General features: G+C 67.6%; 14 protein-coding genes and 1 pseudogene. 9 read left to right on the top strand and 6 right to left on the bottom strand.

Annotation, left to right across the window (positions count from 1 at the left end; all coding sequences use genetic code 11):
• Window positions 1-101: 101 nt before the first annotated feature.
• Together ASC83_RS22840 and ASC83_RS22835 are read right to left on the bottom strand one after the other, a co-directional pair.
• Window positions 102-2123: an adenylate/guanylate cyclase domain-containing protein gene (locus ASC83_RS22840; RefSeq protein WP_056067961.1), complete on the bottom strand. Its 2022-nt coding sequence runs from the start codon at window positions 2121-2123 to the stop codon at window positions 102-104.
• Window positions 2095-5664 (bottom strand): TonB-dependent receptor domain-containing protein, encoded by a 3570-nt coding sequence (locus tag ASC83_RS22835; RefSeq protein ID WP_056067959.1) that lies wholly within the window; start codon window positions 5662-5664, stop codon window positions 2095-2097. Before ASC83_RS22835 ends, ASC83_RS22840 begins: the two co-directional genes overlap by 29 nt.
• Window positions 5665-5957: 293 nt before the next feature.
• Here ASC83_RS22835 and ASC83_RS22830 point away from each other — a divergent pair, with 293 nt between their 5' ends.
• On the top strand, window positions 5958-6833 hold the full coding sequence (locus tag ASC83_RS22830; RefSeq protein ID WP_056067957.1) for a gamma-glutamyl-gamma-aminobutyrate hydrolase family protein: 876 nt from the start codon (window positions 5958-5960) through the stop codon (window positions 6831-6833).
• Here ASC83_RS22830 and ASC83_RS22825 read toward each other — a convergent pair.
• The gene (locus tag ASC83_RS22825) at window positions 6816-7769 is read right to left on the bottom strand and encodes a LysR family transcriptional regulator (protein ID WP_056068136.1); all 954 of its coding nucleotides are present in this window, start codon (window positions 7767-7769) and stop codon (window positions 6816-6818) included. The genes ASC83_RS22830 and ASC83_RS22825 overlap by 18 nt on opposite strands.
• Before the next feature lie 76 nt (window positions 7770-7845).
• On the opposite strand from ASC83_RS22825, the gene ASC83_RS22820 reads away from it, so the two are divergent.
• The 4 genes from ASC83_RS22820 to ASC83_RS22805 all read left to right on the top strand — a co-directional run bounded on the left by ASC83_RS22820 (window position 7846) and on the right by ASC83_RS22805 (window position 11467).
• A complete protein-coding gene (locus tag ASC83_RS22820; protein ID WP_056067955.1) occupies window positions 7846-8193 on the top strand; it encodes a protocatechuate 4,5-dioxygenase subunit alpha in 348 nt (115 codons plus the stop codon).
• Window positions 8194-8205: 12 nt separating this feature from the next.
• Window positions 8206-9051 (top strand): class III extradiol dioxygenase family protein, encoded by an 846-nt coding sequence (locus tag ASC83_RS22815; RefSeq protein ID WP_056067952.1) that lies wholly within the window; start codon window positions 8206-8208, stop codon window positions 9049-9051.
• A 136-nt stretch (window positions 9052-9187) separates the two neighbouring features.
• On the top strand, window positions 9188-10462 hold the full coding sequence (locus ASC83_RS22810) for a putative DNA modification/repair radical SAM protein (RefSeq protein ID WP_056067950.1): 1275 nt from the start codon (window positions 9188-9190) through the stop codon (window positions 10460-10462).
• Window positions 10463-10477: 15 nt separating this feature from the next.
• Window positions 10478-11467: a TIGR03915 family putative DNA repair protein gene (locus tag ASC83_RS22805; protein WP_235509449.1), complete on the top strand. Its 990-nt coding sequence runs from the start codon at window positions 10478-10480 to the stop codon at window positions 11465-11467.
• Here ASC83_RS22805 and ASC83_RS22800 read toward each other — a convergent pair.
• Together ASC83_RS22800 and ASC83_RS22795 are read right to left on the bottom strand one after the other, a co-directional pair.
• Window positions 11361-12362: a pyridoxamine 5'-phosphate oxidase family protein gene (locus ASC83_RS22800; RefSeq protein WP_056067948.1), complete on the bottom strand. Its 1002-nt coding sequence runs from the start codon at window positions 12360-12362 to the stop codon at window positions 11361-11363. The two genes, ASC83_RS22805 and ASC83_RS22800, sit on opposite strands and share 107 nt — an antisense overlap.
• Window positions 12359-13000, bottom strand: coding sequence for a glutathione S-transferase family protein (locus tag ASC83_RS22795; protein ID WP_056067946.1), 642 nt, complete (start codon window positions 12998-13000; stop codon window positions 12359-12361). The genes ASC83_RS22800 and ASC83_RS22795 overlap by 4 nt, the downstream gene beginning before the upstream one ends.
• Window positions 13001-13117: 117 nt before the next feature.
• On the opposite strand from ASC83_RS22795, the gene ASC83_RS22790 reads away from it, so the two are divergent.
• Together ASC83_RS22790 and ASC83_RS22785 are read left to right on the top strand one after the other, a co-directional pair.
• Window positions 13118-14056 (top strand): LysR family transcriptional regulator, encoded by a 939-nt coding sequence (locus tag ASC83_RS22790; protein WP_056068133.1) that lies wholly within the window; start codon window positions 13118-13120, stop codon window positions 14054-14056.
• Window positions 14057-14141: 85 nt separating this feature from the next.
• On the top strand, window positions 14142-14468 hold the full coding sequence (locus ASC83_RS22785) for a hypothetical protein (protein ID WP_056067945.1): 327 nt from the start codon (window positions 14142-14144) through the stop codon (window positions 14466-14468).
• A gap of 152 nt (window positions 14469-14620) precedes the next feature.
• On the opposite strand, the gene ASC83_RS22780 is transcribed toward ASC83_RS22785, so the two are convergent.
• The gene (locus ASC83_RS22780; RefSeq protein WP_056067943.1) at window positions 14621-15214 is read right to left on the bottom strand and encodes a TetR/AcrR family transcriptional regulator; all 594 of its coding nucleotides are present in this window, start codon (window positions 15212-15214) and stop codon (window positions 14621-14623) included.
• A gap of 90 nt (window positions 15215-15304) precedes the next feature.
• Between ASC83_RS22780 and ASC83_RS22775 the strand changes: the two genes are divergently transcribed.
• Both ASC83_RS22775 and ASC83_RS22770 read left to right on the top strand, forming a co-directional pair.
• On the top strand, window positions 15305-16132 hold the full coding sequence (locus tag ASC83_RS22775; protein WP_056067941.1) for an SDR family oxidoreductase: 828 nt from the start codon (window positions 15305-15307) through the stop codon (window positions 16130-16132).
• 30 nt (window positions 16133-16162) lie between these two features.
• Window positions 16163-17295: pseudogene (locus ASC83_RS22770) on the top strand (acetyl-CoA C-acyltransferase).
• Window positions 17296-17322: the final 27 nt, after the last annotated feature.

Raw genomic sequence — 17322 nt, 5'->3', positions numbered from 1 at the left:
GAAGTCCCCATCATGGCACCTGCATTCATATCCCCGGTGAATACATGTCAAAGGATGTAGAGAGCCTGGTGACGATATCGCGGGGGATGGTCCACAGGCTCTTACAGTTTGTCGAGCGCCACGGCGGCCTGCCAGGGCGCATCGGCAGGCAACGCCCGCGCTTCATTCACACGCGCCAGCAGGCGGGTAGCGGCCGGGTCTCCGGGCAGCCGCTCCAGCACCGTTGCCAGCTGTGCCTCGGCCCCGGGCCAGTCGCGTGCATGGAAGGCGTTCAACGCGGCCAGGCTGGCATCGCGCACCGCAGCATCCTCACATGGCGTGAATACGCGCACGGGCTCGGTCTTGCCCTTGACGATCACATCGTCCAGCGCGCGCAACGCCGCCGTCGGCGGCAGCTGCGCTGCGGTGGCGGCCGACAGCAGGATGCCGGTGCCAAACGCCTTGTTGGCGCCCTCCAGCCGCGCGGCCAGGTTCACCGCGTCGCCAATGGCCGTGTACGAAAAGCGCTGGTCCGAGCCCACATTGCCAACCACCACACGCCCCGTGTGCAGCCCGATCCGCATGTGGATGGGCGGCAGTCCGCGCGCGCGCAGGTCGGCCACCAGCGCCTGCATGGCCTGCTGCATGGCGATGGCGGCGGCCACGGCGTGTTCGGCATGCCGCGGGTCGTCCAGCGGCGCACCCCAGAAGGCCATCACCGCGTCGCCAATGAACTTGTCCACGGTGCCGCCCGTGGCGTGCACGATCGGCGTCATGGCGTTGAAGTAGCCGGTGAGCACCTCCACCGTCTGCTCGGCACTGAGCTGCTCGGACAGCGTGGTGAAGTTGGCCAGGTCGGTGAACATGAGCGTGACCTCGCGTGCCTCGCCACCCAGGCGCATCAGCTCGGGCTGCGCAATGAGGCGCGAGACCACGGCGGGCGGCACGTACTGCGCAAACATCGCCCGCGTCTGGCGCGCGCGCTGGCGCACCACGGCATAGCCCACCAGCGCAGCCGCCCCATAAATGGCGACTGCCGCCGCCGCAGGCAACAGCGGCGGCCACCACAGGCGCGGGCCGGCAAACAGCCCCCACGACACGGCGCCCATGGCCACCACCAGCGCCGCCGTCAGCGCCGCCGCGCCCGCCGGGTGCAGCCGCCGGCTCGCCCCCAACAGCACAGGCAGCAGCAGCACGGTGATCACCAGGGTCCACGCGTCCGACACGCTGCGCAGCCCGCCGCCGGTGAGGTAGTTGTCCAGCAGCGTGGCCTGCAGCTCCACCCCCGGGAAAAGCCGCTCACCGCCCGCCGTGCCAAACGGCGAGTTGAACAGGTCGGCCTGCGAGTGCGCCAGCTCGGTGGCGGTGCGCGCCGAGCGCCCCACTAGCACGATCTTGCCCTTGAAGAAACCTGCAGGCAGCAGCCCCGGCTCCAGCGCCTGGTAGTACGAGCGCGTGTCAAACGTGCCGCGCGGGCCCCGGTAGCCGATCCAGTCGAAATGGTGCAGCGCCGGGGTCTGGCCGCGCGCCTCTGTCACGCGCTGGGCCAGCCGCAGCGCAAAGCCTTCGCGCGCGACGGGGGCGCGGCGCACCACGAAGTCGTCGTCCGGCTCGACCCCGGCATCGCCCGCATCGGCGCCAGCGTCCAGAAACCGCTGCAGCGGCTGGATGTCCATCCACAGCGCGGCATTGGCGCTGTCGATCTTCTCGCGGGTGGAGGCCAGCACCACGGGCAAGCCCTGCCCCACCTGGGCCATCGTGCGGTCCAGAGCGGCGTCTTCGGCATCGGTGGTGGGGTCGGCAAAAACAATGTCCAGCCCCACGGCCAGGGCGCCGTCTGCGCGCAGCCGCTCCAGCAGGGCCGCATGCACGCTGCGCGGAAACGGCCAGGTCTGCTGCAGCTCCTGAAATGTCGGCTCGTCGATCGCAAGAATCACCACCGGCACGGTCGTGCGGTGGGGGGCCGCCAGCGCCGTCAGCACGTCAAAGGTCTTGAACTCCAGCGCATGCCAGGTGCGGCTGAGCGTGGCGGCCCCCACCAGCAGCAGCGCCAGCACCCCCGCCGCCAGCGAGAGGCACCGCTGGCGCTGCCGGGCGTGCGGCACCGCCGCCCGATCAGAAGCGATAGCGCGCATCCAGGACATAGCGGGTCTTTTGCCGGTCGGACTTGGGCGCCCACAGGTTCATGGCCGCAACGCCCACCACCCAGCGTTTGTCCTGCGTTTCCCAGAAGCCCATCAGGTCCACGCCCCAGCCCGGCGCTCGGCGCGTGAGGTTCTCCTTGTCCTCAAACCGCTCCGAGCGGTACACCGCGCGCGCGCTCAGGTACAGGCGCTGCGCGCTGGCCCAGGTGGCGCCCAGCGCGACGGTGTGGCGCGGAATGTAGGGAATGCGCCCCACCACCTCGGCACCACCGTCGAGCATGCGGCTTTCGCTGTGCTGGTACAAGTACTTGGCGTAGCCCGACCAGCGGCGGCTGAACATGTGGTTGACCGTGCCACCCAAAGTCTGCAGCGTGCCGCGCTCAAAACTCGGCGTGTCCTCCAGCAGATCACTGGTGGACAGGTTGACCAGTTGCGCGTTGCGCATCTCTTCGAGGAACGGCAGGCTGGGCGTGCGCAGGTCCACGCCGACGGTGCCGGGGTTGTTCACCCGCAGATGGTCGGCCCGCAGGCCCACAAAGGTGTTGGCACCCACCTCCATGCCCAGCTGTGCCACTGTGCGTTTGTGGCGCCCTCCGGCCTCCACCAGTCGGTCCTCGACAGGAATGCCTGCGGTCTCCACGCTGGCGAGGGTGGAGACGCTGAGAGGCCGCAGCCAGTCCTGATAGGCCACGCGCAGCGTGGTGCCCGCAGCAGGCTGCCACACCGCGCCCAGGCGCGGCGTGACCACGCGCTCGGTGTCCGCGCGGCGGGCCTGGTCTTCGCTCAGGGCATCCAGCCCCACCAGGTAGCTCTGCGTGAGGCCGTCCACGCGGTGGCGGATTTGCTGCATCCCCAGGGCTGCGTCCAGGCTCAGCGCCGGGTCCAGGCGTTGCGTGGTGGCCAGGGTGAGGCCGGTGTAACGACGGTCAATGCGGTTGTAGCCTGCCAGGACGAGGTAGTCGCGGTACAGGCCCACGCCTGGGATGTCAGCCACCACGGCGGCCTCGCCCGCCAGCAGGTTGTTCTGGCGCTCGCGCACATGCTCCAGCGTCACGCTCCAGCGGCTGCCGGGGGTGGTGTCCACGGTGTGGCGCAGCTGAATGTCGCTGAAGTCCTTGCGCGGGGCACTGCTCACGCCCATGACGGTCAGGAACGGTGGCTCGATGTAGGCCGTGGGGTAGCGCAGCAATTGCAGGTTGTCCACGCTGCGGCCCAGCTTGATCCAGGTCTGCTCCGTCGGCCCCCACCGGTAGGCCATGCCCAGGGCGCCCTGGGTGACGGTGTCGTCCAGCGAAGTCTCCTGCGCGTTCTGGCCGCGCAGGCGCATGCTGAACTGGTTGGCGTAGGCAAACAGGTTGATGCGCTCGGTGGGCTGCATGCCCACCCCAGCGGTGATGGCATGGGCACGCAGGTCTCCCTCGCCCGCACGCATGGCAGGAAGTCGGTTGACCTGCAGGTCGAACGGATAGGCACTCACATCCGCCGTCTGCGCCTTGAAGAACCAGGACACCGGCACATGGCTGTTGTCCAGGCCATTGAGCGTGACCGCTGGCGCACGCATCCGGTAGAACTCGCGGTCCAGCGTCACACCCACCGATCCGTGGCTGCCGGGCTGCTGCAGCAGCGGCGAATAACGCTGGCTGCCCCCAAACGCCATGGGGTCGGTCAGAAAGCCCTGGAACAGCGCCGAGTTCTTGTTGAATTCGCCCGCATAGCGGTCTGCCATGAACAGGTGGCTGCCGCCCCAGTAGGGGTAGAAGCTCTGCTGCGCCATCTCCAGCGCCCAGTCTTCCATGCCAAAGAACGCCAGCGATGACCCCAGGTTCGCACTGCCCTTCTGGTCGTTGGCCACTTGGTTGAGCGACTTGAGATATGGCATGCGCGCTACGGCGGCGCGCGCAGCCTCCACCGCTTCGCCGGGCTGGAACAGATCGGTGTGGATCTGTGCCAGCAGCATGTAGGGCACAGGGTCCTTGTCGTCCAGCACGGTCGCCTGTTGCAAGGTGGTCAGCGCATCCTGGTGGCGGCCCAGCTGGTAGTAGGCCACAGCGGTCCAGGTCTTGGCGCGGGCATAGCGCGGCTCCATCACGCCCGCTCGCAAGAACGCATCCAGCGCGGCGTCCGGCTGCCCTTGTTTGAGGTGCAGCAAGCCCTGGCCGGTGAGCGCAACGTAGTCCGCCGGGTTGTCACCCAGCGCGGTGGCAAAGGCCTGGCCCGCCTCGGTGAACTGATTCACAAAAGTTTCCAGGGTGCCCAGCTCGCCCCAGCCACCGGGCGATTGTGGGGACAGCTGCAGCGCGCGCCGTAGGTTCTCGCGGGCGGGGCGCGGGTCCTCGCGCTCGGCGTGTGCACTGCCCAGGCCTTGCCAGGCGCGTGCATCGCCCGGTGCCAGCGTCTGCGCCTCGGCATAGGCCGCCAGCGTGCCGGGCGCATCGCCCCGGCGCCGGGCCAGTTCGGCGCGCACCAGCGCCAGGTCAGCATGGGCCGTGCCTTGCGCGGGGGCCAGGGTGGCAGCCGCTTCGTCCACCCGGTCGCTCAATATCTGCACCCGCGCCAGCTGCGCCACCAGCGCCGGGTGGGCGGGCCAGCGCTGGAGCGCCGTGCGCAGCGTCCCGGCCGCTGCAGCCCCTTCGCCCTCCATCAGCTGCACGTCGGACTGCATGAGCCACGCGGGCAGCGGCGCGGCGTCCACCGCAGCCACCTGCCGCGCCAGCGACCCGCTTGCGGCCAGCAGGTCGCCCGCCTGCAGGGCCACGGCCGCATCAAGCACATCCACCCATACAGGCGCTGCAGTAGTGCGCGCCTGCGCCAGCGCGGCACGGGCCGCCGCGAGGTCGCGCGCCGCCAGGGCATCCCGCACGGGCGCCAGCGCTGCAGGCACGGGCTCTGCCGACAGGTGGGGCACCGGGTCGGCCCGCAGCGCGTTGACCCACTGGATGCGGTCTCGCGGCTGGCTCAGCACCAGCTTGACCGGGGCCTTGCCCACTTCGGCCAGCGCCGCTTCGTTGGCGCCCACCGACACCGAGCCCTGCGCGTTGGAAAACTCCACCGTGCCCGAGAGCACGGTGATCAGCGTGCGGCCATCGTCCTCCACACTGATGTCCCAGTCGGTGCCACGGATCGCAGCGGTCGCGGCCGGTGTCTCCAGGTTCAGGCGGCTGCCGTCGGCGCGTTTGGTCTGCGTCCACGCACGGCCGGCGTTGAGCAGCAAGGTGGTCACGGGCTGTGCCGGGGTGGCCACGCCCTTGACCTGCAGCACCGTGTTCTGGTGCAGGCGCAGCTGGGTATCGTCTGCAAACAGCAGTGCCATCTTGGCGGCCTGGCGTGTGCGCACAAAGTCGCCCTGGGCCAGCGCCTGGGCCAGTCGGGCAGGGCCCCAGTCGGCTGCGGAGGCGGCACGCTGGTCACCTGCGCCTTGCAGGCTGATGATCTCTGCCGCCGCACCGGCGGGCACAGTGGCCTGTGCCACCAGCGGACAGGCGGCAGCAGTCGCGGCCACCAGCGCAGCCAGGGCGGACAAACGGAATTTTGGATGGGACATTTTTTCTGCTTTCGGGGAAGGCGTGCATCGCGCCACCGGGCGCCCCTCCCTGGCACCGGGTGAGCCGAAATTATGGCGATCAGCCCCCCAGATTTCGCCCGCGTCCCGTCGACATGCGGACACATTTCATGAAGAAAGCCACATTTCGTTGCAGGTTGTGGCGCTTTGCGCGCCCCACCAACCCATGGAGGCGACGCGCCGCTCCGCACGGCCCTTTCCTACAGACGCCACAGGGGGTGCGGTGCTACAACTGCAGGAATCACGCGCACAAGCGCTGCCCGGAGCTTCCCCCCATGCCTGCTGCCCCCCGCCTCAAGATTGGACTGTCCGCCTGCTTTCAACACGCCGACCCTGCACGCCCGCTGTTCACGGGCAAGACGCTGCAATACGTCGAGCAGTCCATCGCCCACTGGCTGATGTCGGCCGGTGCCATGGTGGTGATGGTGCCCTGCCCCACAGGCGAGACCGCGCGTGGTGATGTGACGCTGGACCACTACGCCGAATGGCTGGACGGCATCGTGATGCACGGCGGCGCCGACGTGTGGCCGGGCAACTATGGCGAGGAGCCCTTGCGCGACGAGTGGGTGGGTGACCGCGTGCGCGACCTGTACGACCTGGCCGTGGTCAAAGCCTTTGCCCAGGTCGGCAAGCCCATCTTTGGCGTGTGCAGGGGCCTGCAGCTCATCAACGTGGCCTTTGGCGGCGCGCTGTACCAGGACATCGAGACCCAGCACCCTGGCGCGCAGCAGCACCGTAACGCCACCACCTACGACCAGCACTTCCACGACATCCAGATCCTGCCGGACTCGCACCTGGCCAAGCTGTACCCCAACACGCCACGCGCGCGGGTCAACAGCATCCATCACCAGGGCATCAAGCGGGTGGCGCCGGAATTTGTGGTCGAGGCACTGAGCGAACCCGATGGCGTGCCCGAGGCGATTCGCCTCAAGCCTGCGCCAGGGCGCGGCTACATCGCCGCCACGCAATGGCATCCGGAGTTCCACAAGCAGGGCTCGGACACGCTGGACGACACGGCCATCCTGAATGACTTTCTCGCGGCTTGCGAACAAGCCAAGGCCCACCCGCGACCTGCTGCACGCCCCGCGCCTTCACTGCGGGAGCGGGCTGCGCGGCGGCTGCGGCAAGCGCTGTCACGGCAGCGCGACTGACGCAGACGCCGGTCTGCGACTGCCCGGCGGCAACACCGCAAACAGCACTTCCTGCAGCTCTGCCCGCAACCAGCGGTGCGCCGCGTCCTGCTGGTAGCGCACATGCCAGATCAGGTACATGGGCAGGCTGGGGCAAGCAACGGGCACCGGCACGCCCGCCAGCGCGGCCAACGCGGTGCGCCCCATCAGCGACGGCGCTGTAGTGAGCAGCGAGGTGCCCCGCACAAACGCGGGCAGCGCGGCAAAGCCCGGCACGCGCACCACCAGGCGGCGGCGCACGCCACGTGCTTCCAGTTGCCGGTCCAGTTCCAGCCCCCGGTGCGCCTCGTAAGCCACCGTGGCGTGGTCCGCCGCCAGGTACTCCGCCTCTGAGGCCGGAGCTCTGCGCGCGGCCGGGTCATAGAACACGCGGTATTGGTCTTCAAACAGACGCTTCTGCACGATGTCGGTGCCCTCGGGCGGGCGGGGGCTGATGACCAGTTGGCACGCGTCAGACCGCAGCAGTTCGGCGCTGGGCGCGCCGCTGGGCACGATGCGCAGCGTGACGCCCGGTGCAGCGCTGCGCAGGCGCGCGGCCAGCGCGGGCAGCAGCAAATCGCGCTGGAAGTCATTGGCGGCGATGGTCAGCTCAGTCTGCCAAGCGCGCGGGTCAAAGTCGGCCCCTTGGGCAAACCGCTGCATCTGGTGCAGCATGTCGCGCGCGGGCTGGGCCAGGGCCTCGGCGCGTGCGGTAGGTACGATGCCGCGCCCGCGCTTCACAAACAACGGGTCGCCGGTGATGGCGCGCAGCTTGTCGAGCAAGTGGCTCACCGCCGACTGAGTGACGCCCAGGCGCTCGGCCGCCGCCGTGATGCTGCCCGTCTCCAGCACCGCCAGCAGCAGCTTCAGCAGGTGCCCGTCCAGCTGTGATCCATCGAATTTGCTCATGCATTCGATGATCTTGGGCCACTTCATCTTTGGCAATGCCGTCGCGACACTGCGGGCTGACTTACATCAAGCCCCGGAGACTTCCATGCCTTCCCGCCCCCCCCCGATCCCCGGCACCACGCCGTTCGATGGCGACCAGGCCCGCAAGGGCTATGCGCTGAACAAGATGTGCTTTTCGTTCAACGATGAGGCCAACCGCAAGGCCTTTGTGGCCGACGAAGAGGCGTACATGAAGCAATACGGCCTGAACGAGCAGCAGGCCGCCGCCATCCGCGCCAAGAACGTGCTGGAGCTGATTGCCGCAGGCGGCAACGCGTACTACCTGGCCAAGTTTGCGGGCATCTTCAAGCTGGACATGCAGGACATCGGCGCGCAGCAGACGGGCATGACCAAAGACGAATTCAAGGCCATGCTCGTGGCCGCAGGCAAATAAGGAGACAAACCCATGGCACAGCTCATCGGTGGCCTCGGCACCTCGCACATCCCTGCAATCGGCAACGCCATCCACAAGGGCTTGCAAAACGAACCGTACTGGAAGCCGTTCTTCGACGGCTTTCCCCCCATCCGCCAGTGGCTGGGCGAGAAGCAGCCCGACGTGGTGGTGATGTTCTACAACGACCACGGCCTGAACTTCTTCCTCGACAAGATGCCCACCTTTGCCGTGGGCGCAGCGGCGCAATACAACAATGCCGACGAAGGCTGGGGCATCCCCACGTTGCCGCCCTTCCCGGGCGAGGTGGACCTGTCGTGGCACCTCATCAACACGCTCATCGAGCAAGAGTTTGACGTGACCACCTGCCAGGAGATGCTGGTGGACCACGCCTGCACCCTGCCGCTCAAGCTCTTCTGGCCCGAGGGCGATTGCCCTGTGACGGTGGTCCCTGTGTGCATCAACACCGTGCAGTTCCCGCTGCCGTCGGCCAAGCGCTGCTATGCGCTGGGCAAGGCCGTGGGCCAGGCGATTCAGAGCTGGGACAGCAACAAGAAGGTGGCAGTAATTGCGTCAGGAGGCCTCAGCCACCAGCTCGACGGCGAGCGCGCGGGCTTCATCAACAAGGCGTTTGACCTGCAGTTCATCGAGAGCCTGACCAGCAACCCCGAATGGGCCACGCAGTTCAGCGTGCACGAGCTGGTGGAAAAAACCGGCACCCAGGGCGTGGAACTGCTGATGTGGCTGGCCATGCGCGGGGCGCTGTCCACCGCCAGCGCGGGCGTGCGGCGGGTGCACAGCAACTATCACATCCCCATTTCGAACACGGCCACGGCGGTGATGGCCCTCGAAACGGTGTAATCCAGCAATTTTCAGGTGATTTTGGCTGCAAGCGCATGATTTTCATGCGCTTGCAGCTATTAAATCAGGAGCATATTGCCGCTATCGTTTGACCCCAGGCTGGCGTCAGACAATCAAAATACTGTAAATTCATCCAGTGAACTTACAGTCCAAACTCGCCATCCTGGCCGACGCCGCCAAGTACGACGCCTCGTGTGCATCGAGCGGTGCTGCGCCGCGCGACTCGGTGGGCGGGCGCGGCATGGGGTCCACCGAAGGCATGGGCATCTGCCACAGCTACGCGCCGGACGGGCGCTGCATCTCCCTGCTCAAGATTCTGCTCACCAACTTCTGCCAGTACGACTGCCTGTACTGCGTGAACCGCGTGACCAGCAACGTGCCCCGCGCGCGCTTCACGGTCGATGAGGTGGTGCGGCTCACGCTGGACTTTTATCGACGCAATTGCATCGAGGGACTGTTCCTGTCCAGCGGCATCATCCAGAGCCCCGACTACACCATGGAACAGGTGGTGGAGGTGGCGCGCGTGCTGCGCGAAGAGCACGACTTTCGCGGCTACATCCACTTGAAAACCATTCCCGACGCATCGCCCGAGCTGATGCAGCGCGCTGGCCGCTATGCCGACCGCCTGTCCATCAACATCGAGCTGCCCACGGCCGAGGGCCTGAAGGCGCTGGCCCCTGAGAAAAACAGCGCCGCCATCGACCGGTCCATGGCCCGCATGGCCGTGCACATTGGCGAATCCCGCGCCGCGCGCAAGGAGCAGGCTGCACAGCCCATCGTGTCCATGACGCAGTCGCGCACCACACGCCGCGCCAGCGTGCCGCACTTCGCGCCCGGCGGGCAGAGCACGCAGATGATCGTGGGGGCCGATGCCACCAGCGACCGTACCATCCTCGCCACCAGCGCGCGGCTGTATGGCGTGCACCGGCTGCGGCGCGTGTACTACTCGGCCTTCAGCCCCATACCCGACGCGGCGCGCGCCCTGCCGCTGGCCGCGCCACCCACGGTGCGCGAGCACCGGCTGTACCAGGCCGACTGGCTGATGCGCTTTTACGGCTTCACCCACGACGAGATCGTGCCGACATCTCAGCAGGGCATGCTGGCGCTGGACATGGACCCCAAGCTGGCCTGGGCGCTGGCGCACCGCGAGCGTTTCCCCGTCAACCTGAACACTGCCCCGCGCGAGTTGCTGCTGCGCGTGCCTGGCTTTGGCGTGCAGACGGTGGACCGCCTGCTGGCCGCGCGCCGCGTGCGCCGCTTGCGGCATGCCGACCTGGCGCGGCTGTATGTGCCGCTGAAGAAAGTGCTGCCCTTTGTGGAGGCGGCCGACTACCGCCCCGGCCGTGCGCTGGACGCTGCCGACCTCGCCGCGCAGTTGACGCCGCCGCCGGTGCAGCGCAGCCTGTTCTGAGCTGGAGAGGCCCGCATGCAGCGCCACACCATCACGCTGGACCACGCCACCGACTGGCCCGGTTTTCGCCAAGCGGCACGCGCCCTGGTGCAAGCCAACGTGCCTCCGCAGGCTGTGGACTGGCGCTGCCTGGCGGATGCCGCTGAAGACCTGTTCGCGCCCGAGCTTGCTGCCAGCCACACCTTGCCCAGCCCAGCCCCCGATGCGCCGCCGCTGCGCGTACCGCCCGATTTTGTGCACCTGTGCGAGCAACTCATCCTGCACCGCGACCCGGCCCGCTTTGCGCTGATGTACCGCCTGCTGTGGCGCATGGCGCAGGGCGGCCATGAAGCCGACAGCGCGCGGCACGACCCGCTGGACGCCGACCGCATGTTGGCCCACCACATGGTCCGCAGCGTGCGGCGGGACATCCACAAGATGCACGCCTTTGTGCGCTTCCGGCCCGTGGTGGAACCCGACGGCCAGACCCTGCACATGGCCTGGTTCGAGCCCGACCACTACATTACCGTGGCCAACGCGGGCTTCTTCATCCGCCGCTTCACGCAGATGCGCTGGGCCATCCTCACCCCCGACGCCAGCGTGCGCTGGGACGGCCAGCAGCTGCACACCGGCCCCGGCGCGCAGCGCAGCGACGCGCCGCCGCCCGATGCGGGCGAGGCGCTGTGGCTCACCTACTACCGCCACATCTTCAACCCCGCGCGGCTCAAGCTGGCCATGATGAAAAAGGAGATGCCCACGCGCTACTGGCACAACCTGCCCGAGGCCACGCTCATCACCGAGCTGGCGCAGACAGCACACGAGCGCAGCGCCCAGATGGTGGAGGCCGAGGCCACCGTGCCGCGCAGGCGCATCGCGGGGACAACGGCACCCCGTGCGCGGCCCGCTGGTGGTGCCCCACTCAGTCCAGAGCCGCCTCGCGCATCACCCGGAACTGAGGGGCCGACACCGGCGGTGTCCAGCGCCACGGCAGCACCTGCGGCCGCCACAGGGCGCGCAGCACTGTGAGGCGCAGCACACGCTGTGCACCGGGCCAGGGCGCACGCGCTGCGCTGTCCCACAGCACCTCGGCCTGCGCGGCAATGTGCAGCAAGCCGCCCTCTTCATAGTCCACCACCAGCAAGCCTGCCAGCGGGTGCAGAGCGAGGTTGCCCAGGGTGTTGAAGAACTGGTTGCCAGGGTAGTCCGGCAGGCTCAGCACCACGCCGGCCGCCGTGTTCGCCACCTGCACAAAGCCTGCCTCGCCGCCCCGGTGCGATACATCCACGCCTTCGCTGTGCTCGGCACCAGGGCGTGGCGCCGAGGCACTGGCGATGAACAGGGTGTCGGCACGCTGCACGCGCTCGATGGCGGCGGCGTCCAGTCCGGCGCCCAGCCACTGCACCGGGCCCGGAGCGGCCAGCGCAGCGCGCAGGCCTGGCTCCCGCGCCTGGATGTATTTGGGGCAGTTGCCAAAGCTCTGCACCACCTGCACGTCCAGGCCGTTATCGCCAAACGCTGCCACCCGCCCGTTCATGCGGTTGCGCCGCCGCGTGTGCGGCTCCAGCCCCAGCACGCCCACGGCCGCGCCTGGCGCCAGGTGTGTGAGCACCGGGTCCTTGGAATCCGGCGCAGTCGCGATCTGCATGTGCTGCGCATCGGGGGTGTGCACAAACCCAGGCGGTCCGGCAAGCATCGTGGCCCACGGCTGGCCCTGTTCATCCAGCGTCCCCAGCAGCAAGGTGGGCAGCTTTTCAAACAGCTCACGGTGCTGGTCGGGCATGTGATCGCGCAGCACCATCGCACCCACGGCCGCCATGCGCTCGCGCACACCCACGCGCGCCTGCAGGGCCTGCTCACCGCGGTGGAAAGCCTCGGGCGGCACCGGCGCCGCAACCGATGCAGCGGCCACGGTGGCTGTCATGCCGCCACCTGCTCGGCAGTGGGCAGCTGGTCGGCCAGCACCGGGTAGCCCGGCAAGGCCTGCATGCGCGCCACCCAGGCCGCAATGCGCGGGTAGGCATCCAGCGGCAGCCCCGCCAGGTGGGCCTGCGAGGTGTAGCTGACCATGGCCACATCGGCCAGGCTGGGCGCTGAACCCCCGAGCAACCAGGCCCACCCCTGCAGTTCGTCCTCCATGAAGGCGAGCAGGCGCTTGCCGGTGGCCTGCGCCACCTCGTTCACGGCACGGCCCGTCAACGTCGCAAAGCGCGGCCCTCCGATGCCCGGCGCCAGAAAGCCCGCTGCCAGGCTGAACCAGCGCTGCAGCTGCGCCTGCCCCACGGCGTCTTGTGGCACCCAGGCACTGCCGGGGGCGTAGCGCTGCACCAGATACACCAGAATGCCATTGCTGTCACTCAGCACCTGGCCCGCGTCCACCAGCACGGGCACCTGGCCCAGCGGGTTGAGCGCCAGAAACTCCGCGCGCTGGTGTTCGCCGCGCAGCAGATTCACATCAATCAGTTCATAGGGCAAGCCGAGCAGGGACAGCATCAGCTCCACGCGATGGCAATGGCCCGAGATGGGCATGCGGTACAGCTGGAGCGGGGTGGAGGGGAACATGGTGAAGCCTCGTCGGTGGGTGAGTGAAAAGATGGCTCGACGATATCTATTGCAAGCTTCGATGTGAATAGCCAATCACCGCTTTTCATAATTGCGGCATCCGCAATAATGGCTCGCATGGACTACCTCGACACCTTGCGCTGTTTTGTGACCGTGGCCGATGCGGGCGGCTTTGCCGTGGCAGGCCGGCGGCTGGGCTGCTCCGCCACGGCCGTCACGCGCGCCATTGCGGCGGTGGAGGCGCGGCTGGGTGTGCTGCTGTTCCAGCGCAGTACGCGCATGGTGCGCTTGACCGAGGCGGGCGAGCGCTTCTTGCACGACTGCCGTCCCCTCCTGAACGACCTGCACGAGGCCGAGCAGGCCGCCAGCGGTGCACAGGCCGAGGCCCAGGGGCTGCTGTCCATCACGGCACCGCAGATGTTCGGCATCCAGCATGTGGCCCCCATCGTGCAGGGCTTTTTGCAGGCCCAGCCGCGCGTGCAGGTGCGCACACTGTTCGTCAACCGCCTGGTGCATTTGCTCGAAGAAGGCATGGACGTGGCCATCCGCATCGCGCACCTGCCTGACTCCGGCCTCACTGCGGTGCAAGTGGGCGCGCTGCGCCGCCTGGTGGTGGCGTCTCCCGCCTACCTGGCGCAACACGGCAAGCCACGCCACCCGGCCGACCTGAGCAGCCACCGGGCCATCGGCTTCGCCTTTGACGCACGCACGCCAGCGCCCTGGAAGTTTCGCGATGGCGCCACCGGCCAGCCGCAATTCACCTGGATCAGCAACAGCAACGAGGTCGACATTGCCGCCGCAGAGGCAGGCATTGGTCTGACCCGCTGCCTCGCCTACCAGGCCGCAGCCAGCCTGCGCGCAGGGCGCTTGCGCATCGTGCTGGCCGACCACGAACTGCCCCCCGTGCCCGTGCACATCGTGTACCCCGCAGGCCGGCGGGCCCCGGCGAAAGTGCGCGCCTTTGTGGAATGGGCACGCGAGCGCTTGACCAAGGAGCCGGTGCTGAACGGGCGCGGTCTGGGGCGCGGTAACGCCTTGTTGCCAATGACTTCGTAACCTGTCATCGCAACGCCTCCGAGCGCCGTTGCATAGCTAAGTCCGACGCTGTGTCGGGCGGTCATCCGATCTGAAAGGATTTCTCATGAACAAGCTCCTCGCTGCCCTGCTCGCCGGTTTCTTTGTGACCGCATCGTTTGCCCAAGCCCCTGCGGCCCCCGCAACGCCAGCAACCCCCGCGAAGGCCGCGGCGCCTGCGACCCCTGCCACATCGGCCATGCCTGCCACCCCAGCGACTCCGGCCACGCCCGCCACACCAGCGACCAAAGCCGAAGCCAAGCCCGCAGTAACGCCAACCGCCACAGCGTCTGCCCCTGCAGAAAAGAAGGCAGAGAAGAAGGCGAAGGCCAAGAAGACCAAGGCAGCAGCAGAGAAAAAAGCCGACGCTGCCAAGCCTGAAGCAGCCAAGTAAGTTACCCGTCGACCACGACACAAAGCCCGCTCTGCGGGCTTTGTGTTTTTCCATCTCAGGGCTCCACGCTGTGGCTGTAGCACCCGCAGAAATGCAAGGACAAAAATGCGATCGCAAGATCCAGCGCGCTGCGTTTCATACGCCGCGGGCACTCATCGCGGGACAGGCTCTGGCAAGCGCAGTGAGGCTGCGGTTGCATTCAGGATTTCGTTCGACAGCTCTTCATCGTCCACCGCGCGCGCCAGCACCATGGCGCCCACCAGATTCGCATAGTCGGCCAGCGCACGCTGGCGCTTCGCAGCCTTGGTACGGCCAGGCACCAAGGTGGCCAGTCCTTCCAGTTGGGCGCGCACGCCCTCGGTCACGGCATGACGCACGGCCGGCCCCTGCCGCGCTGCATCACCGCCCAGAGCGGCCAGCAGACAACCCTGCCCGGGTGCATCACGGTGGCGGGGCGAAAGATAGGCCGCCTCGATAGCTGCCAAAGCGTCCTGCCCCTGATCCGCAGCCTCACGCGCGATGGCTGCCCAGGCGGTCTGCAGCCGGTGCAAGGCCCTTGCGCTGGCCTGCGCCATGAGCTCGTCCTTGGACGCAAAGTGCCCATAGAACCCGCCATGCGTGAGCCCCGCGCTCTTCATGAGGTCGGCCACACCAATGCCATCGAAACCCTTTTCGCGGAACAACTGCGCGGCCGCATTAAGGATGCGCTCACGGTTTTCCGCCATCTGTTCCTTGCTGACCTTCATTGTCTATCTCTCCTCGGACTGCAAGCCCTGAAACTTAGTCTTGACATTTTAAATGATGATCATCATCTAAAACAGATTTCAGGAAACCTTATGACCACCACAGAGAACCATTCCTCTCGCCCCTCTCTGGGCACAGCCCTCATCACTGGCGCTTCGTCCGGCATTGGTGCCGTGTACGCGGACCGTCTCGCGCGCCGTGGCTACGATTTGATCCTGGTTGCGCGTGACTCCGCACGCCTGGCTGCACTCGCCCACCGCCTGGCGCAGGAGACCGGGGTGAAGACTGAGGTGCTGCAGGCGGACCTCACCGACCGCAGCGACCTGGCCCGTGTGGAGCAGCGTCTGCACGGCGACGCCGGCATCACGCTGCTGCTCAACAACGCGGGCATTGCAGTGACAGGGACATTGCTGGACGCCGATATCGATGCCGTGGAACGCATGGTGGCGCTGAACGTTCTGGCACCCACCCGGCTCGCTGCGGCTGCAGCCAAGGGCTTTGCGGCACGCAAGGCGGGCACGCTGATCAACATTGCCTCCGTTCTGGCACTGCTGCCGGAGATGTTCAGCGGCACGTACAGCGGCACCAAGGCTTACCTGCTGAACCTCACCCGGTCCCTGCAGCAGGAGCTGGGGCCAATAGGCGTCCGCGTGCAGGCGGTGATGCCGGGAGCAACACGCACCGAGATCTGGGATCGCGCGGGTACACCCATCAGCCACCTGCCGCAAGACATGCTGATGGACGTGGACGCCATGGTGGATGCCGCGCTGGCCGGTCTGGATCAGGGCGAGGCGGTGACCATCCCCTCGCTGGAAGCGGTGCACGAGTGGAACGCGCTGGAAGATGCGCGCCGGGCGCTCGGGCCTTTCCTGTCGCTGCGTCAGCCAGCCCGACGCTACGCGGTCACCACCAGCGCCTGAGCCTTCCTGCACCACAACCGAGGTCTGACCATGCAAGCACTGATTTCTGCCTATGCCCGCTCCCCGTTCCACTTCGCCCGCAAGGGGGCGTTGGCCGATGTGCGGCCCGATGCCCTCGCCGCGCAGGTGGTCACGGGTCTGTTGAAACGCACCGGAATCGACCCTGCAACCCTGGAAGACGTGATTGCAGGCTGCGCGTACCCGGAGGCAGCACAAGGCAACAACATCGCGCGCATCGTGTCGCTGCTGGCGGGCCTGCCACACGAAGTGGGCGGCATGACGGTGAACCGCTTTTGCGGATCGTCCATGTCCGCTATTCACATCGCCGCCGCGCAGATCGAGGCGGGCCTGGGCGAGGCCTTTCTGTGCATCGGTGTCGAGTCCATGACCATGGTTCCGCAGGGGGGCTTCAACTTCTCGGCCCACCCCACGTTGTACGAGCACAGCGATACGTACATCAGCATGGGAGAGACGGCCGAGAACGTGGCCCACCGATACGGGGTGAGCCGCGCTGATCAGGAAGCACTGGCCGTCTCGTCGCACCACAAGGCTACGGCGGCGCGTGAGGCGGGGCTGCTGAAAGACGAAATCGTGCCCATTACCCTGGCGTCGGGCGACTGGGTCACTCAGGACGGCTGCATCCGCCCCGGCACCACACTGGAAGCACTGGCGGCGCTGCGGCCCGCATTCCGCGCAGATGGTGTGGTGACCGCTGGCACCTCGTCGCCGCTGACCGATGGTGAGTGGCTGTCTTGGTGACCACCCACGCATATGCAGCGCGGCACGGCCTGGCCCCGCTAGCCCGCATCCGCGCAATGGCCACTGCGGGCGTAGATCCCGCGTACATGGGCATGGGCCCCGTACCCGCCACACGCAAGGCACTGGCCCGCGCGAAGCTGTCGGTCAGTGATCTGGATGTCGTGGAGATCAATGAAGCGTTTGGATCGCAAGCCCTGGCGTGCATCCGCGAACTGGGCCTGCGCGAAGACACCGTCAATCTGGATGGGGGTGGGCTGTCTATCGGCCACCCGCTGGGCGCCACCGGTGCGCGCATCACGGGCAAGGCCGCTGCGCTGCTGCAGCGCGAGAAGGGCCGCTATGCGCTGGCCACACAGTGCATTGGTGGCGGCCAGGGCATTGCGACGGTGCTGGAGGCCCTATAACCAGCAGAGGCAAATCAGAGGCCCGCG

The organism is Acidovorax sp. Root402 (genome assembly GCF_001425125.1).
GTDB classification, from domain to species: domain Bacteria; phylum Pseudomonadota; class Gammaproteobacteria; order Burkholderiales; family Burkholderiaceae_C; genus Acidovorax; species Acidovorax delafieldii.
The sequence above is the reverse complement of the archived record's forward strand: the minus strand, read 5'-3'. Positions and strand labels throughout refer to the sequence as shown.

Excerpts from the sequence above, each read along its gene's own strand:
- ASC83_RS22835 (WP_056067959.1), bottom strand. The coding sequence starts at position 5,664 with ATGTCCCATCCAAAATTCCGTTTGTCCGCCCTGGCTGCGCTGGTGGCC.
- ASC83_RS22820 (WP_056067955.1), top strand. The coding sequence starts at position 7,846 with ATGCCTTCCCGCCCCCCCCCGATCCCCGGCACCACGCCGTTCGATGGC.
- ASC83_RS22790 (WP_056068133.1), top strand. The coding sequence starts at position 13,118 with ATGGACTACCTCGACACCTTGCGCTGTTTTGTGACCGTGGCCGATGCG.
- ASC83_RS22800 (WP_056067948.1), bottom strand. The coding sequence starts at position 12,362 with ATGACAGCCACCGTGGCCGCTGCATCGGTTGCGGCGCCGGTGCCGCCC.
- ASC83_RS22805 (WP_235509449.1), top strand. The coding sequence starts at position 10,478 with ATGCAGCGCCACACCATCACGCTGGACCACGCCACCGACTGGCCCGGT.
- ASC83_RS22785 (WP_056067945.1), top strand. The coding sequence starts at position 14,142 with ATGAACAAGCTCCTCGCTGCCCTGCTCGCCGGTTTCTTTGTGACCGCA.
- ASC83_RS22815 (WP_056067952.1), top strand. The coding sequence starts at position 8,206 with ATGGCACAGCTCATCGGTGGCCTCGGCACCTCGCACATCCCTGCAATC.
- ASC83_RS22775 (WP_056067941.1), top strand. The coding sequence starts at position 15,305 with ATGACCACCACAGAGAACCATTCCTCTCGCCCCTCTCTGGGCACAGCC.
- ASC83_RS22830 (WP_056067957.1), top strand. The coding sequence starts at position 5,958 with ATGCCTGCTGCCCCCCGCCTCAAGATTGGACTGTCCGCCTGCTTTCAA.
- ASC83_RS22780 (WP_056067943.1), bottom strand. The coding sequence starts at position 15,214 with ATGAAGGTCAGCAAGGAACAGATGGCGGAAAACCGTGAGCGCATCCTT.
- ASC83_RS22795 (WP_056067946.1), bottom strand. The coding sequence starts at position 13,000 with ATGTTCCCCTCCACCCCGCTCCAGCTGTACCGCATGCCCATCTCGGGC.
- ASC83_RS22840 (WP_056067961.1), bottom strand. The coding sequence starts at position 2,123 with ATGTCCTGGATGCGCGCTATCGCTTCTGATCGGGCGGCGGTGCCGCAC.